The organism is Paenirhodobacter sp., assembly GCF_047600745.1.
Taxonomy (GTDB): Bacteria; Pseudomonadota; Alphaproteobacteria; order Rhodobacterales; family Rhodobacteraceae; genus Rhodobacter.
The window spans coordinates 532594-553815 of record NZ_JASGKI010000001.1; the positions used below are offsets into that span (position 1 = coordinate 532594).

Below are 21222 nucleotides of genomic sequence, written 5' to 3' on the forward strand. Positions count from 1 at the left end.
ATCAGACCGAAGCACTGTGAGGAGGACAACAGATGCGCAGACGTTCCTTCATCAAGGGCGCCGGTTTCGTCGCCGCCGCGACCACCGTCGCCGCCCCGGCCATCGCCCAGACCAATCCGAAGATCTCCTGGCGGCTGACGTCGAGCTATCCGAAGAGCCTTGAGACCCTGTTCGGCATCTCGACGCAGCTTTCGACCCGGATCGCCGAACTGACGGACGGGAATTTCCAGATCCAGACCTTTGCGCCGGGCGAGCTCGTGCCGGGGTTCCAGGCGCTGGATGCGGTGCAGAACGGCACGGTGGAATGTTCGCACACGCTGTCGAGCTTCTATGTCGGCAAGAACCCGGCCTTCGCCTTCGACACCGCGCTGCCCTTCGGGCTGAACACGCGCCAGCACATCAGCTGGCTGTATTACGGCGGCGGGCGCGAGCTGGTTTCGGAGTTCATGAAGCAATACAACGTCCATGCGATCCCGGCGGGCAATACCGGCGCGCAGATGGGCGGCTGGTTCCGCAAGGAAATCAACTCGGTCGAAGACCTGAAGGGGCTGAAGATGCGGATCGCCGGGCTCGGCGGCAACATCATGTCCCGGCTGGGCGTGATCCCGCAGCAGATCGCCGGCGGCGACATCTATGCCGCGCTGGAAAAGGGCACGATCGACGCGGTGGAATTCTCCGGCCCCTATGACGATGAAAAGCTCGGTTTCAACAAGGTCGCGCCCTATTACTATGCGCCCGGCTGGTGGGAAGGCACGGCGAACGTGACCTTCATCGTCAACCTCGACAAGTGGAACGAACTGCCGAAGTCCTATCAGGCGGCGCTGGAATGCGCCTCGTCCGAAACCATGTCGCATTCGCTGGCGAAATACGATGCGCGCAACCCGGATGCGCTGTATCGGCTGGCGGCGAACGGGGCGCAGCTGCGCAACTTCCCGCAGGACGTGCTGGAAGCGGCGTTCAACGAATCGCGCGCCTATTACGCCGAAATCGCGGCCAGCAACCCGGATTTCAAGAAGTTCTATGACCAGTGGCTGCCCTATTGGCAAAAGGAACAGGTCTGGTTCCGGTTCGCGGAACTGCCGTTCGACGCGATCACCTCGTCGCACGCGCAATGAGAAAGGCCCCGGTTCGCCGGGGCCTTTTCACATGAACGCCGCCGCGAAGGGCGCGGGCAGGTCGAATTCGCGCAGCACCCGGGCGCGGCCTTCGGGGGACATCTTGCGGGCGGTCTTTTCGACGATCGCCTGCAACGCCTCCGGCGTCTGGGTCTGCGCGAAGGGGGCGAAGTAATGCTTGAGGAAGACGAAACAGATCACGTCCTCCAGCGCCTGCACCTGCGGATCGCGCTTCAGCCCCTCCTTGCGCAGCATCCGCCCGGTCTGATCTGCCGCAGCCTCGTCATAGCCCGCATCGCGCATCATGCCCGCAATCCGCGCGGCATGGCGGCGGCCCTGTTCGCGGCGCCACTCAAGATAACCGATCCGGCCTTCGGGATAATCGCTGCGCGGCAGAAGCCAGCGTTCGACATGCTGGCCCCGCGCGGCGATGCGGAGGGTTTCGTCCGCATCGGGGAACAGGCGGTCCAGTTCCGCCGTCATCCGCTGACCGTAAAGCAGGGCCTCCTGCTTCGGGTCGGCGGCATTGGCGGCATTGATCGCGGCAAGGACCGTATCGAGACGCGCCATCACCCCCTCCGCAGCCGTTCCAGCACGGCGATCGTCGCGTAACCGTCGGGCGCCATCCCGTTCGCCCGCTGCCAGGCGACCAGCGCGTCGATCGTGTTCTGGCCGATCATGCCATCCGTGCCCTGCGTGTCATAGCCGAGCGCGGTGAGCCGCTGTTGCAGCTCCTGCTTTTCGTTGCTGCTCAGCGCCCGGCCATCGCGCGGCCAGGGGGCGACCAGCCCGCCCCTGCCCTTCAGCCGGTCGGACAGCAGCCCCACCCCCATCACATAGGAATTGGCGGCGTTGTAGCGCGAGATCGCAGCGAAATTGCCGAAGATCATGATCGCCGGACCCTTCGACCCGGCGGGCAGAAGGATCGACGCCGGGCCATAGTTCGGCACCGCGCCATTCACCCCACGCACGCCAAGCGCGGCCCATTCGGCGGGGGTCTTCTTCACCTTCTTGCCACCCAGCCCGTAGTTGAAGCCCGCGGGCAGCGTGACCTCCACCCCCCAGGGCTGGCCGCGCGTCCAGCCCGACCGCGCCAGATAGGCCGCCGTGGAGGCCAGCGCATCGGCCGGATTGTCGGACCAGATGTCGCGCTTGCCGTCGCCGGTGAAATCGACCGCGAAGGACAGGTAGGAGGACGGGATGAACTGCGTATGCCCCATCGCCCCCGCCCAGGATCCGGTCAGGTGCATCGGATCGGTATCGCCCGCCTGGATGATCTTCATCGCGTCGAGGAACTGTTGCTGGAAGAAGGCGCCGCGCCGCCCGTCATAGGCCAGCGTCGCCAGCGCGGGCAGGATCAGCGTCTTGCCCCGGTTCTTGCCATAGTTCGATTCCATGCCCCAGACGGCGACGACGACTTCCTTGTCCACGCCGTAACGCGCTTCGATCGCGTTGAGCAGGTCGCGGTGCTGCGCCAGCATCGCGCGGCCATTCTCGATCCGGCTGTCGGAGACGGCGCTGTCCAGATACTCCCAGACCGGCTTGGTGAATTCGGCCTGATAGCGGTCGCGCTCGATCACCTTCGGGTTGTAACGGATGATCGCGACGGAGCGTTGCCAGGTGCGTTCGCTGATCCCCGCCGCCATGGCGCGCGGCTTGAACCCCACCAGCCAGTTCTGCAACCCGCGCTCATGCGCGCTGTCGGCCACCGGGATTTCGTCGGCCATCACGCCGCCCGAGGGCGCGGCATAGCGTTCCATCGGCCCCGAACAGGCGGAAAGCCCGGTGAAGGCGACCAAAGTCAGGGTGCCCAGATGTGTTGCGCGTTTCATGCCCGCCTCGCTCACTGTTTTGCGACAGTCTAGCAGGCCGGGCGGGCGGTGCAATTCCCTCAGGGCTTGTCGAAGAACGGGGTCATCTGCACGACGATCACGGAATTCTCGTCCAGCGCGCGCTGCATCAGGGCGCGTTCCTCCGCGCCGATTTCGTCGCCCACCTGTTCGCGTTCGGCGAGCGTGCCGTAGCCGGTCACGTCGAGCGGCGCCAGATCGGCCTGTTTCAGGATCGCCACCGTCTCGCGCACAGCCTCGGCCTCGTCCACGCCCGAGGCGAAGCACAGGATGCCCGCCCCGGTCGCGCCCTTGGGCAGGCCGTCATCCGCCTTGCGGCCCACCTCGATCAGCAGGGTATAGACCTGCTGCGGGCGTTTCGTCTTTTCCGTCTCGGTCAACATGACCTCCTGTATGGCGGATACCCGCCCGGATCAGCGTTTTATCGCGCGCCCGGCGGCGATGAGCACAATTGCCCCGATCACGCCGACGATCAGCTGCGGCAGCCAGGCATTCGCCGCATAGATCCCCAGAACCCCCAGGATCGCATTGGCGATGATCGCACCCACGATGCCCAGAATGACATTCATGAAGATGCCGGTGCTGGCCCCCATGATGCGCGAGCCGATCCAGCCCGCCAGCCCGCCCACGATGATCGACGCGATGATACCCAATCCCATGACACTTCCTCCGTTGCCGCTTCCGGCTCAACGCCGGAAGGCGGCTCAGGTTCCGGACGCGGGATCAGTCGCGCAGCAATTCGTTGATGCCGGTCTTCGAGCGGGTCTTCGCATCCACCCGCTTCACGATCACCGCGCAATACAGGCTGACGCCGTTCTTCGACGGCATCGAACCCGCGACGACGACCGAATAGGGCGGCACTTCGCCGTAGAAGATTTCGCCGGTTTCGCGATCGACGATCTTGGTCGATTGTCCCAGGAACACGCCCATGCCGAGGACCGAGCCCTCGCGCACGATCACGCCCTCGACCACCTCGGACCGCGCGCCGATGAAGCAGTTGTCCTCGATGATCACCGGCCCGGCCTGCACCGGCTCCAGCACGCCGCCGATGCCGACGCCGCCCGACAGATGCACGCCCTTGCCGATCTGCGCGCAGGATCCCACCGTGGCCCAGGTGTCGACCATCGTGCCCTCGTCGACATGGGCGCCGAGGTTGACGAAGCTGGGCATCAGCACCACGCCCTTCGCGATATAGGCCGAGCGCCGCACGACGCAGTTCGGCACCGCGCGGAAGCCCGCGGCCTTCCACTCGGCGGCGCCCCAGCCCTTGAACTTGCTGTCAACCTTGTCCCACCAGCCGGAGCCCTGCGGCCCGCCCTCCTGGACCTCCATATCCTTCAGCCGGAAGCCGAGCAGAACGGCCTTCTTCGCCCATTGGTTGACGTGCCAATTGCCGTCGGCCTGCTTTTCGGCGACGCGGATCAGGCCCTTGTCGAGCCCGTCGAGCGTTTCCTCGATCGCATCGCGGCTGACGCCCCGGCTCGCGGGGGTGATGGTGTCACGGGTTTCCCAGGCCGCCTCAATGGCGGATTCAAGCGCGGCATTCGGCATGGTGGCCTCCGGTTTTGATATGGCTTTAACTTTGACCCCGCTATAGGTGGAGAAAGGCTTCGGCGCAACGAGCAGGACGGTCATGGACGGCATCGGCGAGGAAAAACGCACCCATACATTCCGCGATTCGATCGAGGATGCACAGGCGGCGAACCGCGTGCCCGACACGCCGCAGAGCCGCTCACCCGCCTACCGGCTGGCCTTCATCGACGAGGATTTCATGATGCGGGCCGAATTGCGCCCGGTGCGGCTGCAACTGGAACTGCTGAAGCCGCAGATGGTCCTGGACGAGCGCGGCATCGAATCGACCGTGGTGATGTTCGGCGGCGCCCGGATCCCGCGACCGGAGGCCAGGGAGAGCGCCCGGACGCCGATGCTGGGCGAACTGACGCGCTATTACGACGAGGCCCGCCGCTTCGCGCGCGAGGTCACCAACCGTTCGATGCAGACCTATGGCCGGCACATGGTGATCTGCACCGGCGGCGGCCCGGGCGTGATGGAGGCCGGGAACCGCGGCGCGCATGAGGCGGGCGGGCAGTCGATCGGGCTGAACATCCTGCTGCCGCATGAACAGGCGCCGAATGCCTATGTCACGCCCGACCTGTCGTTCAACTTCCACTATTTCGCGCTGCGCAAGATGCACTTCCTGATGCGCGCGCGGGCGGTGACGGTCTTCCCGGGCGGCTTCGGTACGCTCGACGAGATGTTCGAGGCGCTGACCCTGATCCAGACGAAGCGGATGCAGCGGATCCCCTTCATCCTGTTCGGCACCGACTTCTGGAAGAATGTGGTGAACTGGGATCTGCTGGTCGAGGCGGGCACGATCCATGCCGACGACCTGAAGCTGGTCTCCTTCGTCGAAACCGCCGCCGAGGCGCTGGAAATCATCGACCGCTGGGATTATTCAGGCTGCGCCTGAACGGCCCTTTCCGCCACATCACACCGGGCGAGGAATGTCGCGAATTCACGTATCATCCGTGCGTGGAAGATGACTGCCGCATGAGAACCGCCCGCTAAATAAATCTGGACAGCCTCATATGATCACTCATGATCCAGTCTGGGTTGAAATGTATATTATAGATCAGGATGAATACCGCAAAACTTTCGCGGAATACCTGCGCCGGGGAACACCGATCCGGCTCCGGACAAAACAGGCCGGACGCAGCGCTCAATACTCTGGCGCCCCCAACCGAGCAGTGGTGCTTCTCGGGCGAGACCTCCCTGCCCAATACTGCGCGGTTCACAGGCATTGAACCCTGCTTGACGATCTTGTCGAAGACTACCGCGACATGAGCTATGTTGGAACTACATCCAAGCCGCAGGATAGAAAGCCGATTGACTGCAACTCGCTCTAGCCTCAAGCAGTCCAGTAATCGCCTCCTCCGTTTCACCCGTTTTGATGCCTCGCACTGAAAACCGGCACCGACCACCAATGCGACAGAATGTCCGGATGATGAATTTCATCGAAAAATCAAACCTCTGGCCGTTCTGTCTTACGTTGAGATCGCGCCGATGCCATTCTAACCGTTACTGTCCTCAGGGCAGCTTCAGATGCGCAAGGTAGACAATTGGGAGCCCTCGCTCAGCCCCGCACTTGACCACACCGCCTAACCTGTGGCAGCTTCGCATCCCCGAAGACAGTCGACATGCAATTTTCACCACATTCGAGACCCCACCGAACACGGAGCATTCATGAGTGATCCTGAAATCACAGTTGTTTTCTGGCGAGACGATTGCAGAGACTCTCGTGCCACTTGGGATGACCGCAAAGCCTTTGAAGAACTCCTGAAAAAGCAGGACATCAAATATTCGGGAACGACGCACTTCCGGATGGCTGCGGACTTTCCTGTCTTGAATGAGTTCACGATAATGGCGAAAGAACTAGGCCCGGCGGCTATTACTGCTATCGGCGGTTGGTTTGTCGGTAGGCTGGGGCGAAAGGCCCGACTCAGGGTGGGTGATATCGAGGTGGAAGCGGGATCAGTGAAAGAGGTGGAAAAGCTGCTGGCGTTGGCTCGCAAGCAAGCTGTCGAACACACCAACGAAGCAGAAGGCGGGTCGGGTCCGGACAAGTAGCCGACCCAACCAATCGGTCTGACACGGGCGAGAACCTAGGCCTGCGCGGACCGCTAGCCATGTCTTTCCAGCCATCCGCCGCACGGCTGAGAGCGACCCTCCGGTCGCCCCCTTGGGCAATCACCCGACGACGCGATAGCCACGGCCCCGCATGCAGTTGGCGACGATCGACTCGCGGCTCTGGTTGTTGCTCAGCGCGCTGCCGGCGATCCCTGCGAGCGCACCCACGGCAGCCGCGTTCCGGACGTTGTGCCCCCGGTTGCGGATAATCGCCGTGCCCGCCGCCGCAACGCCCGCCGAGGTCGCCGCCGTCATCCCGGTATTACCGTCCAGCACACCCTGCTGGGTCGAAAGCGACTGACAGGAGGCCAGATCGTTCTGGTAATTCGGGCCGACCGGGCCGTCGATGATCGGCTGGTAATTGGCCCCGGTATTGGCACAGGCCGCCACCAGAAGCACGGGCACGATCAGAAACCTGTGGATTTTCATATGATTCTCCTCACCTCGAAAGGTCGCCCGAAAGCAGGCAGCCGATAGTATCTGCCGCTCCAGGGGAGCTTGTCCAGCCTGGGCGGCATCAACAATCACCTTAAGCAAAGCATGGTGGCAGGGAGCAGGATGCCGGCTGTGACGTGGATTGCCTTTCGGTCGTAGCAGGTGGCGGAGCGTCGGACGGTTGAAGCATCGCTCGATGCGGTTGCGGGCCTGTAAAACGGGATGATGGCCTTCCTGCTGCGATTGGAGGGGGTGACTCTCCCGTAACGCATCCTCATAGGCTTTTCCGGTCAGCACCGCACCGCCTTCCTGCCCGTCGAGCAGTGCGGGAGCGGCGGTGATGTCGCCTGTCTGGCCGGGGGTGACGAGAAACCTCAGGGGCGGCCCCAGCGCATCAGCGAGCATGTGGATCTGGTGTCAGTCCGCCTCGGGAACGCCCCAGCGCCTGATCCCTGCCCCCTTTTCCGCTGGTCGCCTGCTGGTGCGCCCGCACGATTGTGCTGTCGATCATCAGACAGAGGTTGTCGCGATCCCGCATCAGCGCGTCGAACACCCGGTCCCAGACCCCGGCATGACACCAGCGGCTGAAGCGCCGATGCACGGTCTTCCAGTTGCCATACCGCTCCGGCGGGTCGCACCAATGCGCGCCCGACCACAGTACCCAGAGACAGCCGTTCACGAACACGCGGTCATCCGCACCCGACCACCCGGGATCGCCGGCCTTTCCCGGCAATATCAGGGCAATCCTCGCCCATTGGGTCTCGCTCACCTCATAGCGCCTCTGGGCCATCCAGAACTCCGTTGCCCATAACACGCTGCCCCATGAAACACCCAAAACAACTCATGGGAATCCTGAATGTCGATCCAACCTAGCAATCGGCCTGCTATCCTTCTGCCTTGAAGTCGTTCCGGCATTCGCCGGGATCGACGTTGTGCCAGACTTGGCCGTCGGCTGCCGATAGGTGATCGCAGGTTCGCTTTCCTGCTCAGCGACTTCCGTTTTGAGAGTGCCATTTCCATGGGGTTCAATGGCGGCAGGAAGAGGAACCAGGCGTCGACGCTGCACAGGGCCGCGACATAGGTCTGGGGCCAGTAGCTGGTCGGCGCGTGATCGACAAGGCGTTGGCCGCAGGACGCCCAACGGATGGTCTTGGCTAGGTGGGTCTTGACGGAGCTCTCGTCTATAAACGCCAATCTTTCCAGAGTTCTAGCCATGAAAGGCTGACGTTTCGCGGTCCCGATGCGCCGTGGATCGGCCACATCCTTGCGCTTCTGCTCAAGCGCGTGCAGGTCGTTTGTGCATCAGCCCGAGGCCGCGCAGGACCGGCCAGACGGGGCCGCCATAGATCTCGGAAAGCTCTGCTGCCAACTTATCAAGCGTGATCCCGCTCGTCACATCGACCAGCCCGCCGCCGTTGCCTTGGCCCGGCACCAGCGATCCGGTTTCACGCCGCAACTTGACCAGATCACTGACGAATTTCGGTGAAACACGGAAGTCCTGCGATGCCCTCGTCAGCAGACGCAACGACCCGCGTCCGAAATTCCATCGGATGCGGCCTGCCCATCTCGCCCCCCATAGCTGCATCAACAGCCGGGAAGCGCAGCATGACAAATCCCGGAACCCTCTAGCCGATGGCCAGAAAAACGTTCTAAAGTCCCGCTTCGGCGGCGATGGCCGCGCGGCTCTTGCGGGCGCGCTCGGTCGCCGATTTCAACTGGCCACAGGCGGCCATGATATCCTCGCCGCGCGGAGTGCGGATCGGGCTGGCGTAGCCGGCTTTATAGATGATGTCGGCGAAGGCCTCGATCCGCTCCCAGTCGCTGCGCTCATAGGGTGCGCCGGGCCATTCGTTGAACGGGATCAGGTTGATCTTCGCCGGGATGCCGCGGATCAGCTTCACCAGACGCCGCGCATCATCGTCGCTGTCGTTCACATCCTTCAGCATCACATATTCAAAGGTGATCCGCTCGCTGTTCGACAGGCGCGGATATTCCCGCAGCGCGCCGATCAGCGTTTCGATGTTCCATTTCTTGTTGACGGGCACCAGCCGGTTGCGCACCTCGTCGGTGGTGGCGTGGAAGCTGACCGCCAGCAGGCAGCCGATTTCCTCCGCCGTCTTGGCGATTTCCGGCACGACGCCCGAGGTCGAGAGCGTGATCCGGCGGCGCGAGAGCGAAATCCCCTCGCCATCCATCACCACCTGCATCGCGTCGCACACATTGTCGAAATTGTAAAGCGGCTCGCCCATGCCCATCAGCACGACATTCGACACCAGCCGCCCGTCTTCCTTCGGCGCGCCGGGTTTCGGCCATTCGCCCAGATCGTCGCGCGCCACCATGACCTGACCGACGATTTCCCCCGCCGTCAGGTTTCGCACCAGCTTTTGCGTGCCGGTATGGCAGAACGAACAGGTCAGCGTGCAACCGACCTGCGAGGAGATGCACAGCGTGCCCCGGGTTTCCTCGGGGATATAGACCGCCTCGACCTCATGCCCGCCGGCGATCCGCAGAAGGTATTTCCGCGTTCCGTCCATCGACACCTGCCGGGTGACGATCTCGGGCACCGAAATCTCGAAGTTCCGCTCCAGAAGCGCGCGATACTCCTTGGCGAGGTTGGTCATCTGCGCGAAATCGCGCACGCCCCAGTGATAGATCCACTGCCAGATCTGCCCGACGCGCATCTTCGCCTGCCGCTCGGGCGTGCCCGCGGCGATCAGCGCATCGCGCAACCCGGAGCGGGTCAGGCCGACAAGGTTCACCTTGCCGCCCTCGGGCAACTTGCGCGGGAGGGTCAGCACGTCTTGCGTGATCGGGGCTGCGAGCTGGTTCATGGCCGTATCCTGAGGAATGAGAGCCGGATATAGGGGATTCGGCCCGAAAAACAAAGCCGGAAACGCAAAAGGCGCGCCCCAAGGCGCGCCCGTGCCCTGCGGAGGGGCTTATTTGCAGCGGTTCTGCGCTTCGGTCATCGCCGCGGTGAAGCCCATCAGCGAGAATTTATCCTTCGTCACCGTGCCCTTGCCCGACCGCGCCGTCAGCGTCACATCGGCACCCGCCCGCAGCGCCGCGATCAGCTTCGCATCGTCTTCCGGCGATCCGGCCCAGGCACCTTCGCCATCGGTGAACAGCTGGAACTTCGCCCCGGTATTGACCACAACATCCACCGTCGAGCCCGATGCGAAGGGATAGCCGCCCATGAACGACACCTCACCCTGCTTGCCCGGGCGGAAGGTCACGAACAGCAGGATGTCGCCGCGGCGCACGTCGACCTTCTTGCCGTCCTTCGTATTGACGGTTTCCTTCGGCGCCGAAACGCCCCAGCATTCCTTCGGCTTCTCCTCGACGAAGACGGACCAGTCCGTCTTGGCCGCGACGCGGTTGGAGGTCGCCTGTGCCCCCGCAGAGCCCGCCAGAACCAGCGATGCCGCCAGAACCGCAGCCCCCCGCACAACGAATGTCTTCATGGTTACAGCCTCCAAGCTGCCTGTTGCCCCTGGACCGCAGCCCGGCCTTGCGCCGTTCTTCACACTGGCGGTCACGATTTCAACTCGATATTCGACAAATAACGCGATTTTGCCACAGGGGGAAAGACCCTGCGGCCGATTTCATCGAAGGAGAGGCGAATGGCGGCTGTGCCGATGGTCGAACTGTGGCGGGGCGGGATGCTGGAGTCGGTGCATTCGGGCCATGCGGTGGTGTTCGGGCCGGGCGGGATCGAAATGGCCTGGGGCGATCCGGAGGCGGTGATCTTCCCGCGTTCGTCGTGCAAGATGATCCAGGCGCTGCCGCTGATCCGCAGCGGGGCGGCCGATGCGGCGGGCCTGACGGAGCGGCAGCTTGCGCTGTCCTGCGCCAGCCATTCGGGCGCGGCCCTGCATGTTCAGGCGGTTGCGGACTGGCTCGCGGCGCTCGACCTGGGCGAGGCCGATCTGCGCTGCGGCGCGCATATGCCGCAGGACCGCGACGAGAACAAGCGCCTGACCTGCTCCGCCACCAGCCCCTGCCAACTGCACAACAACTGTTCGGGCAAGCATGCCGGGTTCCTCACGCTGAACCGGCACCTTGGCGGCGGCAGCGAATATACCGAGGTCGACCACCCGGTTCAAAAAGCCGTGAAGGACGCGTTTGAGGAGGCCACGCAGGAGGTTTCCCCCGGCTATGGCATCGACGGCTGCTCGGCGCCGAACTTTGCCTGCACCGTCACCGGGCTGGCGCGCGCGATGCAGCACTTTGCCGCCGCGCCCGAGGGCAGCGCCCCGGCCCGGCTCGCCCGCGCGATGGTCGCCTTTCCGGAGATGGTCGCCGGAGAGGAACGCGCCTGCACCCGGCTGATGCGGGCGACCGGGGGCCGCGCCGCGGTGAAGACCGGCGCCGAGGCGGTCTTTGTCGCGATCATCCCGGAACTGCGGCAGGGTATCGCGCTGAAAATCCTCGACGGCGGCACCCGGGCATCCGAAGCGGCAATCACCACGCTGCTGATCCGGGCCGGTGTGCTCGACCCCGCGCATCCGGTGGCCGAACGGCTGATCCCGAAGGCGCAGACCAACTGGCGCGGGCTGGTGACCGGAGAGATGCGGCTGGCGCCCGGCTTCGCCTAGAACCAGTTCTGCCAGATCAGCCGCAACGCCAGCAACGTCGAGGTCGCCACCAGCAGCGGCCGGATCACCCGCGCCCCCACCCGCATCGCCAGGAGCGAGCCGATCCGCGCGCCCGCAATCTGCGCCACGCCCATCGCCAGCCCGACGATCCAAAGCGGCTTGCCGATCGCGGCAAAGGCCACCAGCCCGCCGAGGTTCGACGCAAAGTTCAGCAGTTTGGTATGCGCCGTGGCCTTCAGCACGCCATAGCCCGCCAGCATCACGAAGCCGATCATGTAGAACGACCCCGCCCCCGGCCCGAGCGCGCCATCGTAAAACCCGATCAGCGGCACGAAAAACGCTGCGAAAGCAAAGGGGTTCAGCCGTTGCAGCCGGTCCAGATCGTTCAACCCCTTCTTGAAGGCGAAGAACCCCGCGATCGCCAGAAGCAGCACCGGCAGCCCCATCCGCAGCGCATCCGCCGGGATCAGCGCGGCACAGCCCGCCCCCGCCAGACCGCCGGCAAAGGCCATCCCGGCCGAACGGATCTGCCGCCGCAGGTCCACATGCCCGGCGCGCGCATAGGAGACCGCCGCCGTGGCCGCGCCGAACACGCCCTGCACCTTGTTGGTGGACAGCGCCTGTAACGGCGGCACCCCCGCCAGCATCAGCGCGGGCAGCGTGATCAGCCCGCCGCCCCCCGCGATGGAATCAATGATGCCCGCGAAAAACGCCGCCGCGACCAGCAGCATCACCAGATGCAGCGACAGATCGGCCATCAGAAGTCGAGATTCTCGACGTTCAGTGCGTTCTGCTGGATGAATTCGCGGCGGGGTTCCACTACATCCCCCATCAGCTTGGTGAAGATGTCATCGGCCTCGGCCAGATCCTCCACCCGCACCTGCAACAGCGTCCGCGCCGAAGGATCGAGCGTGGTTTCCCACAACTGTTCGGGGTTCATCTCGCCCAGCCCCTTGTAGCGTTGCAGGGTCAGGCCCTTTTCGCCCTCCGACAGCACCGCCTGCAACAGCGCGAGCGGGCCGTGAATCGGCTGCTCGCGGTCCTTGCGGATCAGCAGCGAGGGCTTGCCGTAAACCTCCTGCAACGCGTCGGTATGGGCGGCGAGCCGCCGCGCCTCGCCCGAACGCAGCACCTGACCGTCGAGCGTGCGGTGTTCCTCGACCCCGCGCAGCACCCGGGCAAAGCGCAGCCCGTGGTCCTGCGTCGGTCGCCCGGACCAGCCACGCTCATATTCCACCGCGACCTCATCAAGCCGCGCGGCCACCGCATTCGCCACGCCCTGCGCATCGGCATCCACTCGGCCCGGCACCAGCGCGCCCGCGATGGCGGCCTGTTCGAGGATCCCCATCGGGTAATGCGTCGGGAAGGCTTGCAGGATCCGGCGGATCACGCGGGCCTCTTCGACCACGCGCTCCAGATCGGCACCGATGATCTCCTGCCCATCGCCCAGACGCAGCCGCGCGCCCTCAACGCCCTGATGGATCAGGAAATCTTCGAGCGCCGCCTGATCCTTCAGATAGACCTCGGACTTGCCCCGCGCGACCTTATACAGCGGCGGCTGCGCGATATAGAGATAGCCGTTCTCGATCAGCGCGGGCATCTGCCGGAAGAAGAACGTGAGCAGCAGCGTGCGGATATGGGCGCCGTCGACGTCCGCATCCGTCATGATGATGATCTTGTGGTAGCGCAGTTTGTCGATGTTGAACTCGTCGCGCCCGATGCCAGTGCCGAGCGCGGTGATCAGCGTGCCGATCTGCTCCGAGGACAGCATCCGGTCGAACCGCGCGCGTTCCACGTTCAGGATCTTGCCCCGCAGCGGCAACACCGCCTGGTTCTTCCGCTCCCGCCCCTGCTTCGCCGAGCCGCCCGCGGAATCCCCTTCGACGAGGAAAACCTCGGACAGCGCCGGATCCTTCTCCTGGCAATCGGCCAGTTTTCCGGGCAGAGAGGCCACATCCATCGCCGTCTTGCGCCGGGTCAGTTCGCGCGCCTTGCGGGCGGCTTCGCGGGCCAGCGCCGCCTCGATGATCTTGCCGACGATGATTTTCGCCTCGCCGGGATGTTCCTCGAACCACTCGCCCAGCTTTTCGTTCACCAGGTTCTCGACCGCCGGACGGACCTCGGACGACACCAGCTTGTCCTTGGTCTGGCTGGAGAATTTCGGATCGGGCACCTTGACCGACAGCACACAGGTCAGCCCCTCGCGCGCATCGTCGCCGGTGAAGTCGATCTTCTCCTTCTTGGCGATGCCGCTGTCCTGCGCATATTTCGTCAGCGTCCGGGTCAGCGCGCCACGGAAGCCCGCAAGGTGCGTGCCGCCATCGCGCTGCGGGATGTTGTTGGTGAAGGGCAGCACGTTTTCGTGGTAGGTATCGTTCCACCACATCGCCACCTCGACGCCGATACCGCGCACCTCGCCGGTCATGTAAATCGGATCCGGGATCAGCGCGGTCTTCGACCGGTCGAGGTATTTCACGAATTCCCTGACGCCACCTTCGTAATGCAGTTCCGCCTTCAGCGGCTCCGCCGGGCGCAGGTCTTCGAGGATGATCCGCACGCCAGAGTTCAAAAACGCCAGCTCCCGCAGCCGGTTTTCCAGCGTCTTGAAGCTGTAGTCGAGGTTCGAGAAGGTGCCCTCCGGATCATGCGTCTTCGAGGATGCCAGGAACCGCACCTCGGTGCCGCGCCCCCCCGGCTCCTCACCGATCACATGGACATGCTCGACGCAATCGCCATGCTCGAACCGCGCGAAATAGATCTTGTCGTTGCGCCAGACCTTCAGTTCCAGCCAGTCCGACAGCGCGTTGACGACCGAAACCCCCACGCCATGCAGACCGCCCGAGACCTTGTAGGCGTTTCCGCCCTCGTCGGTGTTGTTGAACTTCCCCCCGGCATGAAGCTGGGTCATGATGACCTCGGCCGCCGAAACGCCCTCCTCCGGGTGCAGGTCGACCGGAATCCCGCGGCCATTGTCACGCACGGAGACCGAACTGTCGGCATGGATCACGACGTGAACGTAATCGGCATAATCGGCCAGCGCCTCGTCGATGCCATTGTCCACGACCTCGTAGACCATGTGATGCAGGCCCGAACCGTCATCGGTATCGCCGATATACATGCCGGGGCGCTTGCGCACCGCTTCCAGGCCCTTGAGAACCTTGATGGAATCCGCGCCGTATTCGGACTTTTTCTGGGTCTGCTCGGTCATCCGCACCAATCCTGATCGTTGCTGCGAAGTTGTAGCGGCTTGGCGCGGCAATGTCACGCCAAACGCACGAAATGGCTCATGGCGCCGCCTCCCGCAGGCTGGACAGGCCCGCCGTTTCCGTGACCTCCAGATACTGCGCCCGGGGGCCGAGGTGGTCGAACAGTGCCGCCTCCGTCCCCGTCATCCAGACATGCGCGGAAAGCCCGCAGATTTCATCGTAAAGCGCGGCGCGGCGCGTGGAGTCCAGATGCGCAGCCACCTCGTCCAGCAACAGGACCGGCGCCGCCACCGCCCGGGCATTGGCGAGCAGCAGCGAAATCAGCAGCGCCTTCTGCTCGCCGGTCGAACATTGCGCGGCGGGGGTGGATTTCTCGGCATAGATCGCCTCAAGATCCGCGCGATGCGGCCCTTCGAGCGTACGACCCGCCGCCATGTCACGCCGTCGGCCGGCGGCCAGCGCGGCGGCCAGATCCTCCGGCCCCTCCCCCGTCACCGCCAGATCCGCCGCCGGAAAGGCCGTCGCGGCCCCGGCCTGCGCCGCCGCGATCCGCGCCACGGCCAGCGCCCGCGCCGCCCGGATCCGCCCCCCGGCCATGGCCATCCGCGCCTCAAGCACGTCATACCAGGCGCGATCCTGCACCTGATCCTTCAGTAGCCGGTTGCGCTCCCGCATCGCCTTGTCATAGTCCAGCGCCGCCTCGGCATGGCCCGGAACAAAGGAAAGCGTCATCCGGTCGAGAAACCGCCGCCGCCCCTCCGCCCCCTCGATCCAGAGCCGGTCCATCGACGGCACCAGCCACAGCACCTTCGCCACCGTCCCAAGCGCCACCTGCGGCGCGGGCTTGCCGTCGATCCGCACCTCGCGCGCGGACCCCGGCAGGGCGTGGGTCTCGACCTCATGGCCGTTGATATCGGCGCGGATCTTCCAGCCGACCTCTTCCTGCCGTCGGATCAGTTCCGCCGCCGCAGCCCGCCGCAGCCCGCGCCCCGGCGACAAGAGCGAAATCGCCTCCAACACCGAGGTCTTCCCCGCGCCGTTCGGGCCGAAAATGGCAACCGGCCGCCCATCGGCGCGGATCTCCGCGCGACGGTGCGACCGGAATTGCAGAAGCGTCAGCGTCGAAAGGATCGTCACACCCGCATCGGCATCACGACATAGACCGCCGAGGTATCGTTCCCCTCGCGCATCAGCGTCGGATCGCCCGAGGAATTGAACAGGAAGACGGCATTTTCCCGATCCACCTGCGACGCGATTTCCAGCAGGTATTTCGCGTTGAACCCGATCTCCAGCCGCTCATCGGCATAGGCCACGGCCAGTTCTTCCTCCGCCGCCCCGGCATCGGGGGCGTTGACCGAAAGCACCAGCCGGTCCTCGTCGAGGCTCAGCTTCACCGCACGCGAGCGTTCCGAGGACACCGTGGCCACCCGGTCCACCGCCTTGGCGAATTCCGCCGCATCGACTTCGAGCCGCCGCGTGTTGTTCATCGGGATGACGCGGGTGTAATCCGGGAAGGTGCCGTCGATGACCTTCGAGGTCAGGCTGATCCGCGGCGTGGCGAAGCGCACCTTCGTCTCGCTCACCGAAACGGCGATATCGGCGTCGTCATCATCCAGCAGCTTGCGCAATTCGTTCACCGCCTTGCGCGGGACGATAACGCCAGGCGTCCCCGCCGCCCCTTCCGGCAAAGGCGCGTCGATCCGGGCCAGCCGGTGGCCATCGGTCGCGACACAGCGCAGCACCGCCCCACCCTCGCCCTGCGCGACATGCATATAGACGCCGTTCAGGTAATAGCGTGTCTCTTCGGTCGAAATCGCGAATTTCGACTTGTCGAACAGCCGCTTCAGCACGCCCGCCTTGGCGGTGAAATTCGCGGTATATTCGGCCGAGGCCATCACCGGGAAATCTTCCTTCGGCAGCGTGGCGAGGTTGAAGCTCGACCGCCCCGCCGTGATCGTCAGCCGCCCCGCCGCCGGATCATCGGCCAGCACGACCAGCGCGCCATCGGGCAGCTTGCGCACGATCTCGTGCAGCATCACCGCCGAAACCGTCGTCGCCCCCGCGCGCTCCACCGCCGCAGGCGCCTTGTCGACCACCTCGATGTCGAGGTCGGTCGCGCGGAAGGAAGCGGCGTTCCCCTCAGCCTCGATCAGCACATTGGCCAGGATCGGGATCGTGTTGCGCCGCTCGACAACCGATTGGGCCTGCGCGACGGCTTTCAGCAGGTCTGCGCGCTCGATGCTGATCTTCATGGTCTTCCCTCACGGCAGCCCGGCGCGTTCTGCGCCGTGGCACGGATTTTTCAGGACATTCGGCTGGATTGGCCGGAGCGTCAAGACTCCAGCAGACGCCGCAGCAGATCGACATCCTCGGTCAACTGCCGATCCTCGACCATCAGCTCGTCGATCTTGCGGATACCGTGCATGATCGTGGTGTGGTCGCGCCCGCCGAAGCGGCGCCCGATTTCCGGCAGCGACCGGGTCGTCAGCTGCTTCGACAGATACATCGCCACCTGCCGCGGCCGGGCGATGGTGCGCATCCGCTTCGGCCCGATCATGTCCGACAGGCGGACGTTGTAATGCTCGGCCACCTTGCGCTGGATTTCCTCGATCGAGACCTTGCGGTCCGAGGCGCGCAGAATATCCGTCAGGCATTCCTGCGCCAGATCAAGTGTGATTTCCCGCCCGACCAGCGAGGCGAAGGCGAACAGCCGGGTCAGCGCGCCTTCGAGCACGCGCACGTTCGTGGTGATCCGATGCGCCAGGAATTCCAGCACGCCATCGGCGATCTTCAGCCCCGGATACTGGCCGCGATAGCCTTCGGTCTTGGTCTGCAAGATGCCGAGCCGCAGTTCGTAATCCGTCGGGTGCAGGTCCACCACCAGCCCGCATTGCAGCCGCGAGCGGATCCGCTCCTCCAGGTCCTTGATCTCTCCCGGCGCGCGGTCGGCGGAAATCACGATCTGCTTGCCCTGATCGACCAGCGCGTTGAAGGTGTGGAAGAATTCCTCCTGCGTCGAATCCTTGCCCGCGATAAACTGCACGTCATCGACCATCAGCACATCGACGGAGCGGAACAACTCCTTGAAATCCATGATCTGCCGGTCGCGCAGCGCCTGCACGAAGCGATACATGAACTGCTCCGCCGACAGGTAGAGCACCCGCATTTCGGGGCGGCGGGTGGACAGTTCATGCGCGATCGCATGCATCAGGTGGGTCTTGCCCAGCCCGACGCCGCCATAAAGGAACAGCGGGTTGAAGGAGACCGGCCCGCCCTCCGCCACGCGGCGCGCGGCGGCATGGGCGAGTTCGTTCGGCTTGCCGACAACGAAAGTGTCAAAGGTGAAGCGCGCATCGAGCGGCGCGCCCGGCAGTTCCTCGTCCACGGGGCGCGCGGCCTTGCGCACAGGTGCGGCCGGGCTGCGGGTGACCTCCGCCGCGGGCATCGGGCGCAGTTCCGCGACGCGGAATTCGATCCGCTCGACCGCGAGGCCGGAGGCGCGCAGCTCCCGCAGGATCGGCTCGCCGAAATTGCGCGACACCCAGTCGCACATGAATTTCGTCGGCGCCTCGACCGAGGCGATTCCCTCCGCGACGCCGAGCAGGCTCAGCGGTGCGATCCAGGTGGAGAAGTTGGTCTTCCCGACGCTCTTGAGAAGTTCATTCCGGACCCGCCCCCAGGTTTCTTCGCTCATCTCGTGCCTTCGCCTACTGTCATCGCGGACACGCAACCTTGGACCGGCGACCCGCAGCAGCAGCGGGCCGATACAACCGGCACGGGAACAGGAAACCCGGCCCCGGAATCCGGGCCCGGCATCACCTGCCGAATATCGGGAGGAACCGCCCTCCCGCGAATTGAAATCGCATCCCAAATGCCGGAAAGCTCCGGCTTTTTCGTTGTCGTGGCAGACTTTAGCTCTGCTCCGGCATCCGGGTTGCGTCATGTCCCCCAAGACGACGTGAATCGCTGGGTCAAGCTACCTTGGCGGCGGGGCGCCCCGCAACCGAACTTCGCGCTTGACGGCGGATTAACCCCGCGAATCCCCCGGCCGTGGTCGTGCCCGCAACAGAAGCGATTAAGGTTCTGAAAACCCTTGAAAAATCAAAAGGGGCGCCGAACGGCACCCCTTCATGAGTTTTTCATCTCCGGATGGGAAACAGTCCCTTCCGGCCCCGTGACCGGGGCTCAGTTCGCCGACAGCGCCTTCACGCGGGCCGACAGGCGCGAGACCTTGCGCGACACGGTGTTTTTGTGCAGCACGCCCTTGGTCACGCCCCGCGCCATTTCCGGTTCCGCGGCCAGCAGCGCAGCCTTCGCGGCTTCGGCATTGCCCGAAGCGATCGCTTCCTCGACCTTGCGGACAAAGGTGCGGATGCGCGAACGACGAGCGCGGTTGATTTCGTTGCGGGTCTCGTTCTGACGGGCGCGCTTCTTGGACTGGGGCGTATTGGCCATGTAGTTTTCCCAACCTTCGGGTCTGTTGCAATGAATCGCGCGCAAAAACCCGGTCCCCAGTGAACCTGATGATTCCAGCCTGAGCGGGCTCCACGCGCATGTAAGGGGCGCCTATACAGCACGGCGCCCCGAAAGGGAAGCCTTACTTGTCGCGGAACTGCGGTTCGCGCTTTTCCAGGAAGGCGGCCATGCCCTCCTTCTGGTCCTCGGTCGCGAACAGCGAATGGAACACGCGGCGCTCGAACAGCACGCCTTCGCGCAGCGTGGTCTCATAGGAGCGGTCGACGCATTCCTTCGCCGCCATGACGCTGATCTGCGACTTCGACGCGATCTTCTGCGCCGCGGCCATCGCTTCGGGCATCAGCTGCGCGAGCGGCACGACGCGGCTCACCAGCCCGGAGCGCTCCGCCTCCGCCGCATCCATGAAGCGGCCGGTCAGGTGCATGTCCATCGCCTTCGACTTGCCGACGAAGCGGGTCAGCCGCTGCGTGCCACCGATCCCGGCGATGACGCCGAGGTTGATTTCCGGCTGGCCGAATTTCGCGTTCTCGGCACAGATGATGAAATCGCACATCATCGCCAGTTCGCAGCCGCCGCCAAGCGCATAGCCCGCCACCGCCGCGATGATCGGCTTGCGGGTGCGCAGCAGCGCATCCGATTCCGTGCCGAAGAAATTCGAGCCGAACATGTCGACGAAGCTCTTCGACGACATTTCCTTGATATCCGCCCCGGCGGCAAAGGCCTTCTCGGAGCCGGTGAGGACGATGCAGCGCACCTTCTCGTTGGAATCCAGCTGATGCAGCGCATCGACCAACTCATTCAACAGGGTCGAATTCAGCGCGTTGAGGGCATCGGGGCGGTTCAGCCGGATCAGGGCAACGTAGTCTTCGATCTCGACGATCAGGGTCTGGTAGGCCATGGCTTCGCCTTTCCTTGTTTCGGGCGGAGTTGTAGCAGGCCCACCCCATTAATCAAGTCCTTCGCACCCTTACTTCTGGCAGGCCGGGCAGAAGAAGGTCGAGCGGCCCGATTGCACGATGCGTTTCAGCGGCGTGCCGCAGGTGACGCAGGGCGCGCCCTCGCGGTCGTAGACGCGGAAGGCGTGCTGGAAATAGCCGAGTTCACCACTCGCCTGCCGGTGATCACGCAGCGACGAGCCGCCCGCCGCGATCGCCTCGGACAGCACCTCGCGGATCACCGGCACCAGCGCGGCGATCCGCTGCGCCGCGATCCGGCCCGCCTGCCGGCGCGGGTCGATCCCCGCCCGGAACAGCGCCTCCGACACATAGATATTGCCCAGCCCCGCCACCACATGCTGATCGAGCAGCGCGGCCTTGATCGGCGTCGCGCGACCCTTCAGCCGGGCCACCAGGTAATCCTCGTTGAACTCATTGCCGAAAGGCTCCGGCCCCAGCCCCGCCAGAAGCCAATGCGCCGCCTCCCGATCCGTCCGGACCAGATCCATCGCCCCGAACCGGCGGGCGTCGTTGAAGGTGACGCGCGCCCCGCCCTCCATGTCCAACACGACGTGATCATGCTTTTGCGGCGCCGGATGGTCGTGGTGGAACCCGCCCAGCATATCCCCCGACACCAGCATCCGCCCCGACATGCCCAGATGGATCAGCAGGCTCTCGCCGCTGTCCAGATCGGCGAGGATGTATTTCGAGCGCCGCCGCAACCGCTCCACCCGCCTGCCCGTCAGCCGCTCCGCCATCCGCTCCGGCAGGGGCCAGCGCAGGTCCGGCCGGTTGACCTGCGCCTGGGTGATGACGCGCCCCTCCATCGCGGGCGCAAGGCTGCGGCGCACGGTTTCCACCTCGGGCAGTTCGGGCATGATTGTTCCTGTCGCATTGTCTTGGCCGAAAGGGCTCCTATA

The 21222-nt window shown here is 64.7% G+C and carries 21 protein-coding genes and 1 pseudogene; 4 read left to right on the plus strand and 18 right to left on the minus strand.

Translation table 11 applies throughout. From position 1 onward, the window contains the following. Positions 1 to 32 precede the first annotated feature (32 nt). Positions 33 to 1115, plus strand: a complete 1083-nt coding sequence (locus tag QM789_RS02850; RefSeq protein WP_420350450.1) for a TRAP transporter substrate-binding protein — start codon at positions 33 to 35, stop codon at positions 1113 to 1115. A gap of 27 nt (positions 1116 to 1142) precedes the next feature. Here QM789_RS02850 and QM789_RS02855 read toward each other — a convergent pair whose 3' ends face one another. The 5 genes from QM789_RS02855 to dapD form a co-directional block, all read right to left on the minus strand. Further along, positions 1143 to 1685 carry a DUF4202 domain-containing protein gene (locus tag QM789_RS02855; protein WP_420350451.1) on the minus strand — a complete coding sequence of 181 codons (543 nt, stop codon included), beginning with the start codon at positions 1683 to 1685 and terminating at the stop codon, positions 1143 to 1145. Next, positions 1685 to 2947, minus strand: coding sequence for a lytic murein transglycosylase (locus QM789_RS02860; protein WP_420350452.1), 1263 nt, complete (start codon positions 2945 to 2947; stop codon positions 1685 to 1687). The genes QM789_RS02855 and QM789_RS02860 overlap by 1 nt, the downstream gene beginning before the upstream one ends. A 59-nt stretch (positions 2948 to 3006) precedes the next feature. Beyond that, positions 3007 to 3345, minus strand: coding sequence for a hypothetical protein (locus tag QM789_RS02865; RefSeq protein ID WP_420350453.1), 339 nt, complete (start codon positions 3343 to 3345; stop codon positions 3007 to 3009). Positions 3346 to 3378: 33 nt separating this feature from the next. Next, positions 3379 to 3624, minus strand: coding sequence for a GlsB/YeaQ/YmgE family stress response membrane protein (locus QM789_RS02870; protein WP_420350454.1), 246 nt, complete (start codon positions 3622 to 3624; stop codon positions 3379 to 3381). 64 nt (positions 3625 to 3688) lie between these two features. Continuing rightward, entirely contained in the window at positions 3689 to 4516 is an 828-nt protein-coding gene (gene dapD, locus QM789_RS02875; RefSeq protein WP_420350455.1) for a 2,3,4,5-tetrahydropyridine-2,6-dicarboxylate N-succinyltransferase, read from the minus strand. Positions 4517 to 4598: 82 nt separating this feature from the next. On the opposite strand from dapD, the gene QM789_RS02880 reads away from it, so the two are divergent. Together QM789_RS02880 and QM789_RS02885 are read left to right on the plus strand one after the other, a co-directional pair. Beyond that, on the plus strand, positions 4599 to 5435 hold the full coding sequence (locus QM789_RS02880; protein ID WP_420350456.1) for an LOG family protein: 837 nt from the start codon (positions 4599 to 4601) through the stop codon (positions 5433 to 5435). Positions 5436 to 6208: 773 nt separating this feature from the next. Then, positions 6209 to 6592, plus strand: a complete 384-nt coding sequence (locus QM789_RS02885; RefSeq protein ID WP_420350457.1) for a hypothetical protein — start codon at positions 6209 to 6211, stop codon at positions 6590 to 6592. 120 nt (positions 6593 to 6712) lie between these two features. Here QM789_RS02885 and QM789_RS02890 read toward each other — a convergent pair whose 3' ends face one another. The 5 genes and pseudogenes from QM789_RS02890 to QM789_RS02910 all read right to left on the minus strand — a co-directional run bounded on the left by QM789_RS02890 (position 6713) and on the right by QM789_RS02910 (position 10551). Further along, positions 6713 to 7081 (minus strand): glycine zipper family protein, encoded by a 369-nt coding sequence (locus QM789_RS02890; protein ID WP_420350458.1) that lies wholly within the window; start codon positions 7079 to 7081, stop codon positions 6713 to 6715. 95 nt (positions 7082 to 7176) lie between these two features. Beyond that, a pseudogene (locus tag QM789_RS02895) lies at positions 7177 to 7877 on the minus strand (IS5 family transposase). A 486-nt stretch (positions 7878 to 8363) separates the two neighbouring features. Further along, positions 8364 to 8612, minus strand: a complete 249-nt coding sequence (locus QM789_RS02900) for a hypothetical protein (RefSeq protein ID WP_420350459.1) — start codon at positions 8610 to 8612, stop codon at positions 8364 to 8366. A gap of 124 nt (positions 8613 to 8736) precedes the next feature. Next, positions 8737 to 9918, minus strand: a complete 1182-nt coding sequence (rlmN, locus tag QM789_RS02905; RefSeq protein ID WP_420350460.1) for a 23S rRNA (adenine(2503)-C(2))-methyltransferase RlmN — start codon at positions 9916 to 9918, stop codon at positions 8737 to 8739. Between the two features lie 108 nt (positions 9919 to 10026). Continuing rightward, positions 10027 to 10551 carry an invasion associated locus B family protein gene (locus QM789_RS02910; protein WP_420350461.1) on the minus strand — a complete coding sequence of 175 codons (525 nt, stop codon included), beginning with the start codon at positions 10549 to 10551 and terminating at the stop codon, positions 10027 to 10029. 159 nt (positions 10552 to 10710) lie between these two features. On the opposite strand from QM789_RS02910, the gene QM789_RS02915 reads away from it, so the two are divergent. Continuing rightward, positions 10711 to 11685 carry an asparaginase gene (locus QM789_RS02915; protein WP_420350462.1) on the plus strand — a complete coding sequence of 325 codons (975 nt, stop codon included), beginning with the start codon at positions 10711 to 10713 and terminating at the stop codon, positions 11683 to 11685. On the opposite strand, the gene QM789_RS02920 is transcribed toward QM789_RS02915, so the two are convergent. The 8 genes from QM789_RS02920 to mutM all read right to left on the minus strand — a co-directional run bounded on the left by QM789_RS02920 (position 11682) and on the right by mutM (position 21180). Continuing rightward, a complete protein-coding gene (locus QM789_RS02920) occupies positions 11682 to 12443 on the minus strand; it encodes a TSUP family transporter (protein ID WP_420350463.1) in 762 nt (253 codons plus the stop codon). The two genes, QM789_RS02915 and QM789_RS02920, sit on opposite strands and share 4 nt — an antisense overlap. Further along, on the minus strand, positions 12443 to 14893 hold the full coding sequence (gyrB, locus tag QM789_RS02925; RefSeq protein WP_420350464.1) for a DNA topoisomerase (ATP-hydrolyzing) subunit B: 2451 nt from the start codon (positions 14891 to 14893) through the stop codon (positions 12443 to 12445). The genes QM789_RS02920 and gyrB overlap by 1 nt, the downstream gene beginning before the upstream one ends. Before the next feature lie 76 nt (positions 14894 to 14969). Continuing rightward, positions 14970 to 16022, minus strand: a complete 1053-nt coding sequence (gene recF, locus QM789_RS02930; protein ID WP_420350749.1) for a DNA replication/repair protein RecF — start codon at positions 16020 to 16022, stop codon at positions 14970 to 14972. Positions 16023 to 16024: 2 nt separating this feature from the next. Beyond that, positions 16025 to 17143 carry a DNA polymerase III subunit beta gene (gene dnaN, locus QM789_RS02935; protein WP_420350465.1) on the minus strand — a complete coding sequence of 373 codons (1119 nt, stop codon included), beginning with the start codon at positions 17141 to 17143 and terminating at the stop codon, positions 16025 to 16027. 80 nt (positions 17144 to 17223) lie between these two features. Next, positions 17224 to 18585, minus strand: a complete 1362-nt coding sequence (gene dnaA / locus QM789_RS02940) for a chromosomal replication initiator protein DnaA (RefSeq protein ID WP_420350466.1) — start codon at positions 18583 to 18585, stop codon at positions 17224 to 17226. Positions 18586 to 19076: 491 nt separating this feature from the next. Then, positions 19077 to 19346: a 30S ribosomal protein S20 gene (rpsT, locus tag QM789_RS02945; RefSeq protein ID WP_420350467.1), complete on the minus strand. Its 270-nt coding sequence runs from the start codon at positions 19344 to 19346 to the stop codon at positions 19077 to 19079. 142 nt (positions 19347 to 19488) lie between these two features. Beyond that, positions 19489 to 20265, minus strand: coding sequence for an enoyl-CoA hydratase (locus QM789_RS02950; protein WP_420350468.1), 777 nt, complete (start codon positions 20263 to 20265; stop codon positions 19489 to 19491). Positions 20266 to 20334: 69 nt separating this feature from the next. Further along, complete coding sequence (gene mutM / locus QM789_RS02955; RefSeq protein ID WP_420350469.1) at positions 20335 to 21180, minus strand: bifunctional DNA-formamidopyrimidine glycosylase/DNA-(apurinic or apyrimidinic site) lyase; 846 nt, start codon at positions 21178 to 21180, stop codon at positions 20335 to 20337. Positions 21181 to 21222: the final 42 nt, after the last annotated feature.

Excerpts from the sequence above, each read along its gene's own strand:
- QM789_RS02850 (WP_420350450.1), top strand. The coding sequence starts at position 33 with ATGCGCAGACGTTCCTTCATCAAGGGCGCCGGTTTCGTCGCCGCCGCG.
- QM789_RS02855 (WP_420350451.1), bottom strand. The coding sequence starts at position 1,685 with ATGGCGCGTCTCGATACGGTCCTTGCCGCGATCAATGCCGCCAATGCC.
- QM789_RS02860 (WP_420350452.1), bottom strand. The coding sequence starts at position 2,947 with ATGAAACGCGCAACACATCTGGGCACCCTGACTTTGGTCGCCTTCACC.
- QM789_RS02870 (WP_420350454.1), bottom strand. The coding sequence starts at position 3,624 with ATGGGATTGGGTATCATCGCGTCGATCATCGTGGGCGGGCTGGCGGGC.
- dapD (WP_420350455.1), bottom strand. The coding sequence starts at position 4,516 with ATGCCGAATGCCGCGCTTGAATCCGCCATTGAGGCGGCCTGGGAAACC.
- QM789_RS02880 (WP_420350456.1), top strand. The coding sequence starts at position 4,599 with ATGGACGGCATCGGCGAGGAAAAACGCACCCATACATTCCGCGATTCG.
- QM789_RS02885 (WP_420350457.1), top strand. The coding sequence starts at position 6,209 with ATGAGTGATCCTGAAATCACAGTTGTTTTCTGGCGAGACGATTGCAGA.
- QM789_RS02890 (WP_420350458.1), bottom strand. The coding sequence starts at position 7,081 with ATGAAAATCCACAGGTTTCTGATCGTGCCCGTGCTTCTGGTGGCGGCC.
- rlmN (WP_420350460.1), bottom strand. The coding sequence starts at position 9,918 with ATGAACCAGCTCGCAGCCCCGATCACGCAAGACGTGCTGACCCTCCCG.
- QM789_RS02910 (WP_420350461.1), bottom strand. The coding sequence starts at position 10,551 with ATGAAGACATTCGTTGTGCGGGGGGCTGCGGTTCTGGCGGCATCGCTG.
- QM789_RS02915 (WP_420350462.1), top strand. The coding sequence starts at position 10,711 with ATGGCGGCTGTGCCGATGGTCGAACTGTGGCGGGGCGGGATGCTGGAG.
- QM789_RS02920 (WP_420350463.1), bottom strand. The coding sequence starts at position 12,443 with ATGGCCGATCTGTCGCTGCATCTGGTGATGCTGCTGGTCGCGGCGGCG.
- gyrB (WP_420350464.1), bottom strand. The coding sequence starts at position 14,893 with ATGACCGAGCAGACCCAGAAAAAGTCCGAATACGGCGCGGATTCCATC.
- dnaN (WP_420350465.1), bottom strand. The coding sequence starts at position 17,143 with ATGAAGATCAGCATCGAGCGCGCAGACCTGCTGAAAGCCGTCGCGCAG.
- dnaA (WP_420350466.1), bottom strand. The coding sequence starts at position 18,585 with ATGAGCGAAGAAACCTGGGGGCGGGTCCGGAATGAACTTCTCAAGAGC.
- rpsT (WP_420350467.1), bottom strand. The coding sequence starts at position 19,346 with ATGGCCAATACGCCCCAGTCCAAGAAGCGCGCCCGTCAGAACGAGACC.
- QM789_RS02950 (WP_420350468.1), bottom strand. The coding sequence starts at position 20,265 with ATGGCCTACCAGACCCTGATCGTCGAGATCGAAGACTACGTTGCCCTG.
- mutM (WP_420350469.1), bottom strand. The coding sequence starts at position 21,180 with ATGCCCGAACTGCCCGAGGTGGAAACCGTGCGCCGCAGCCTTGCGCCC.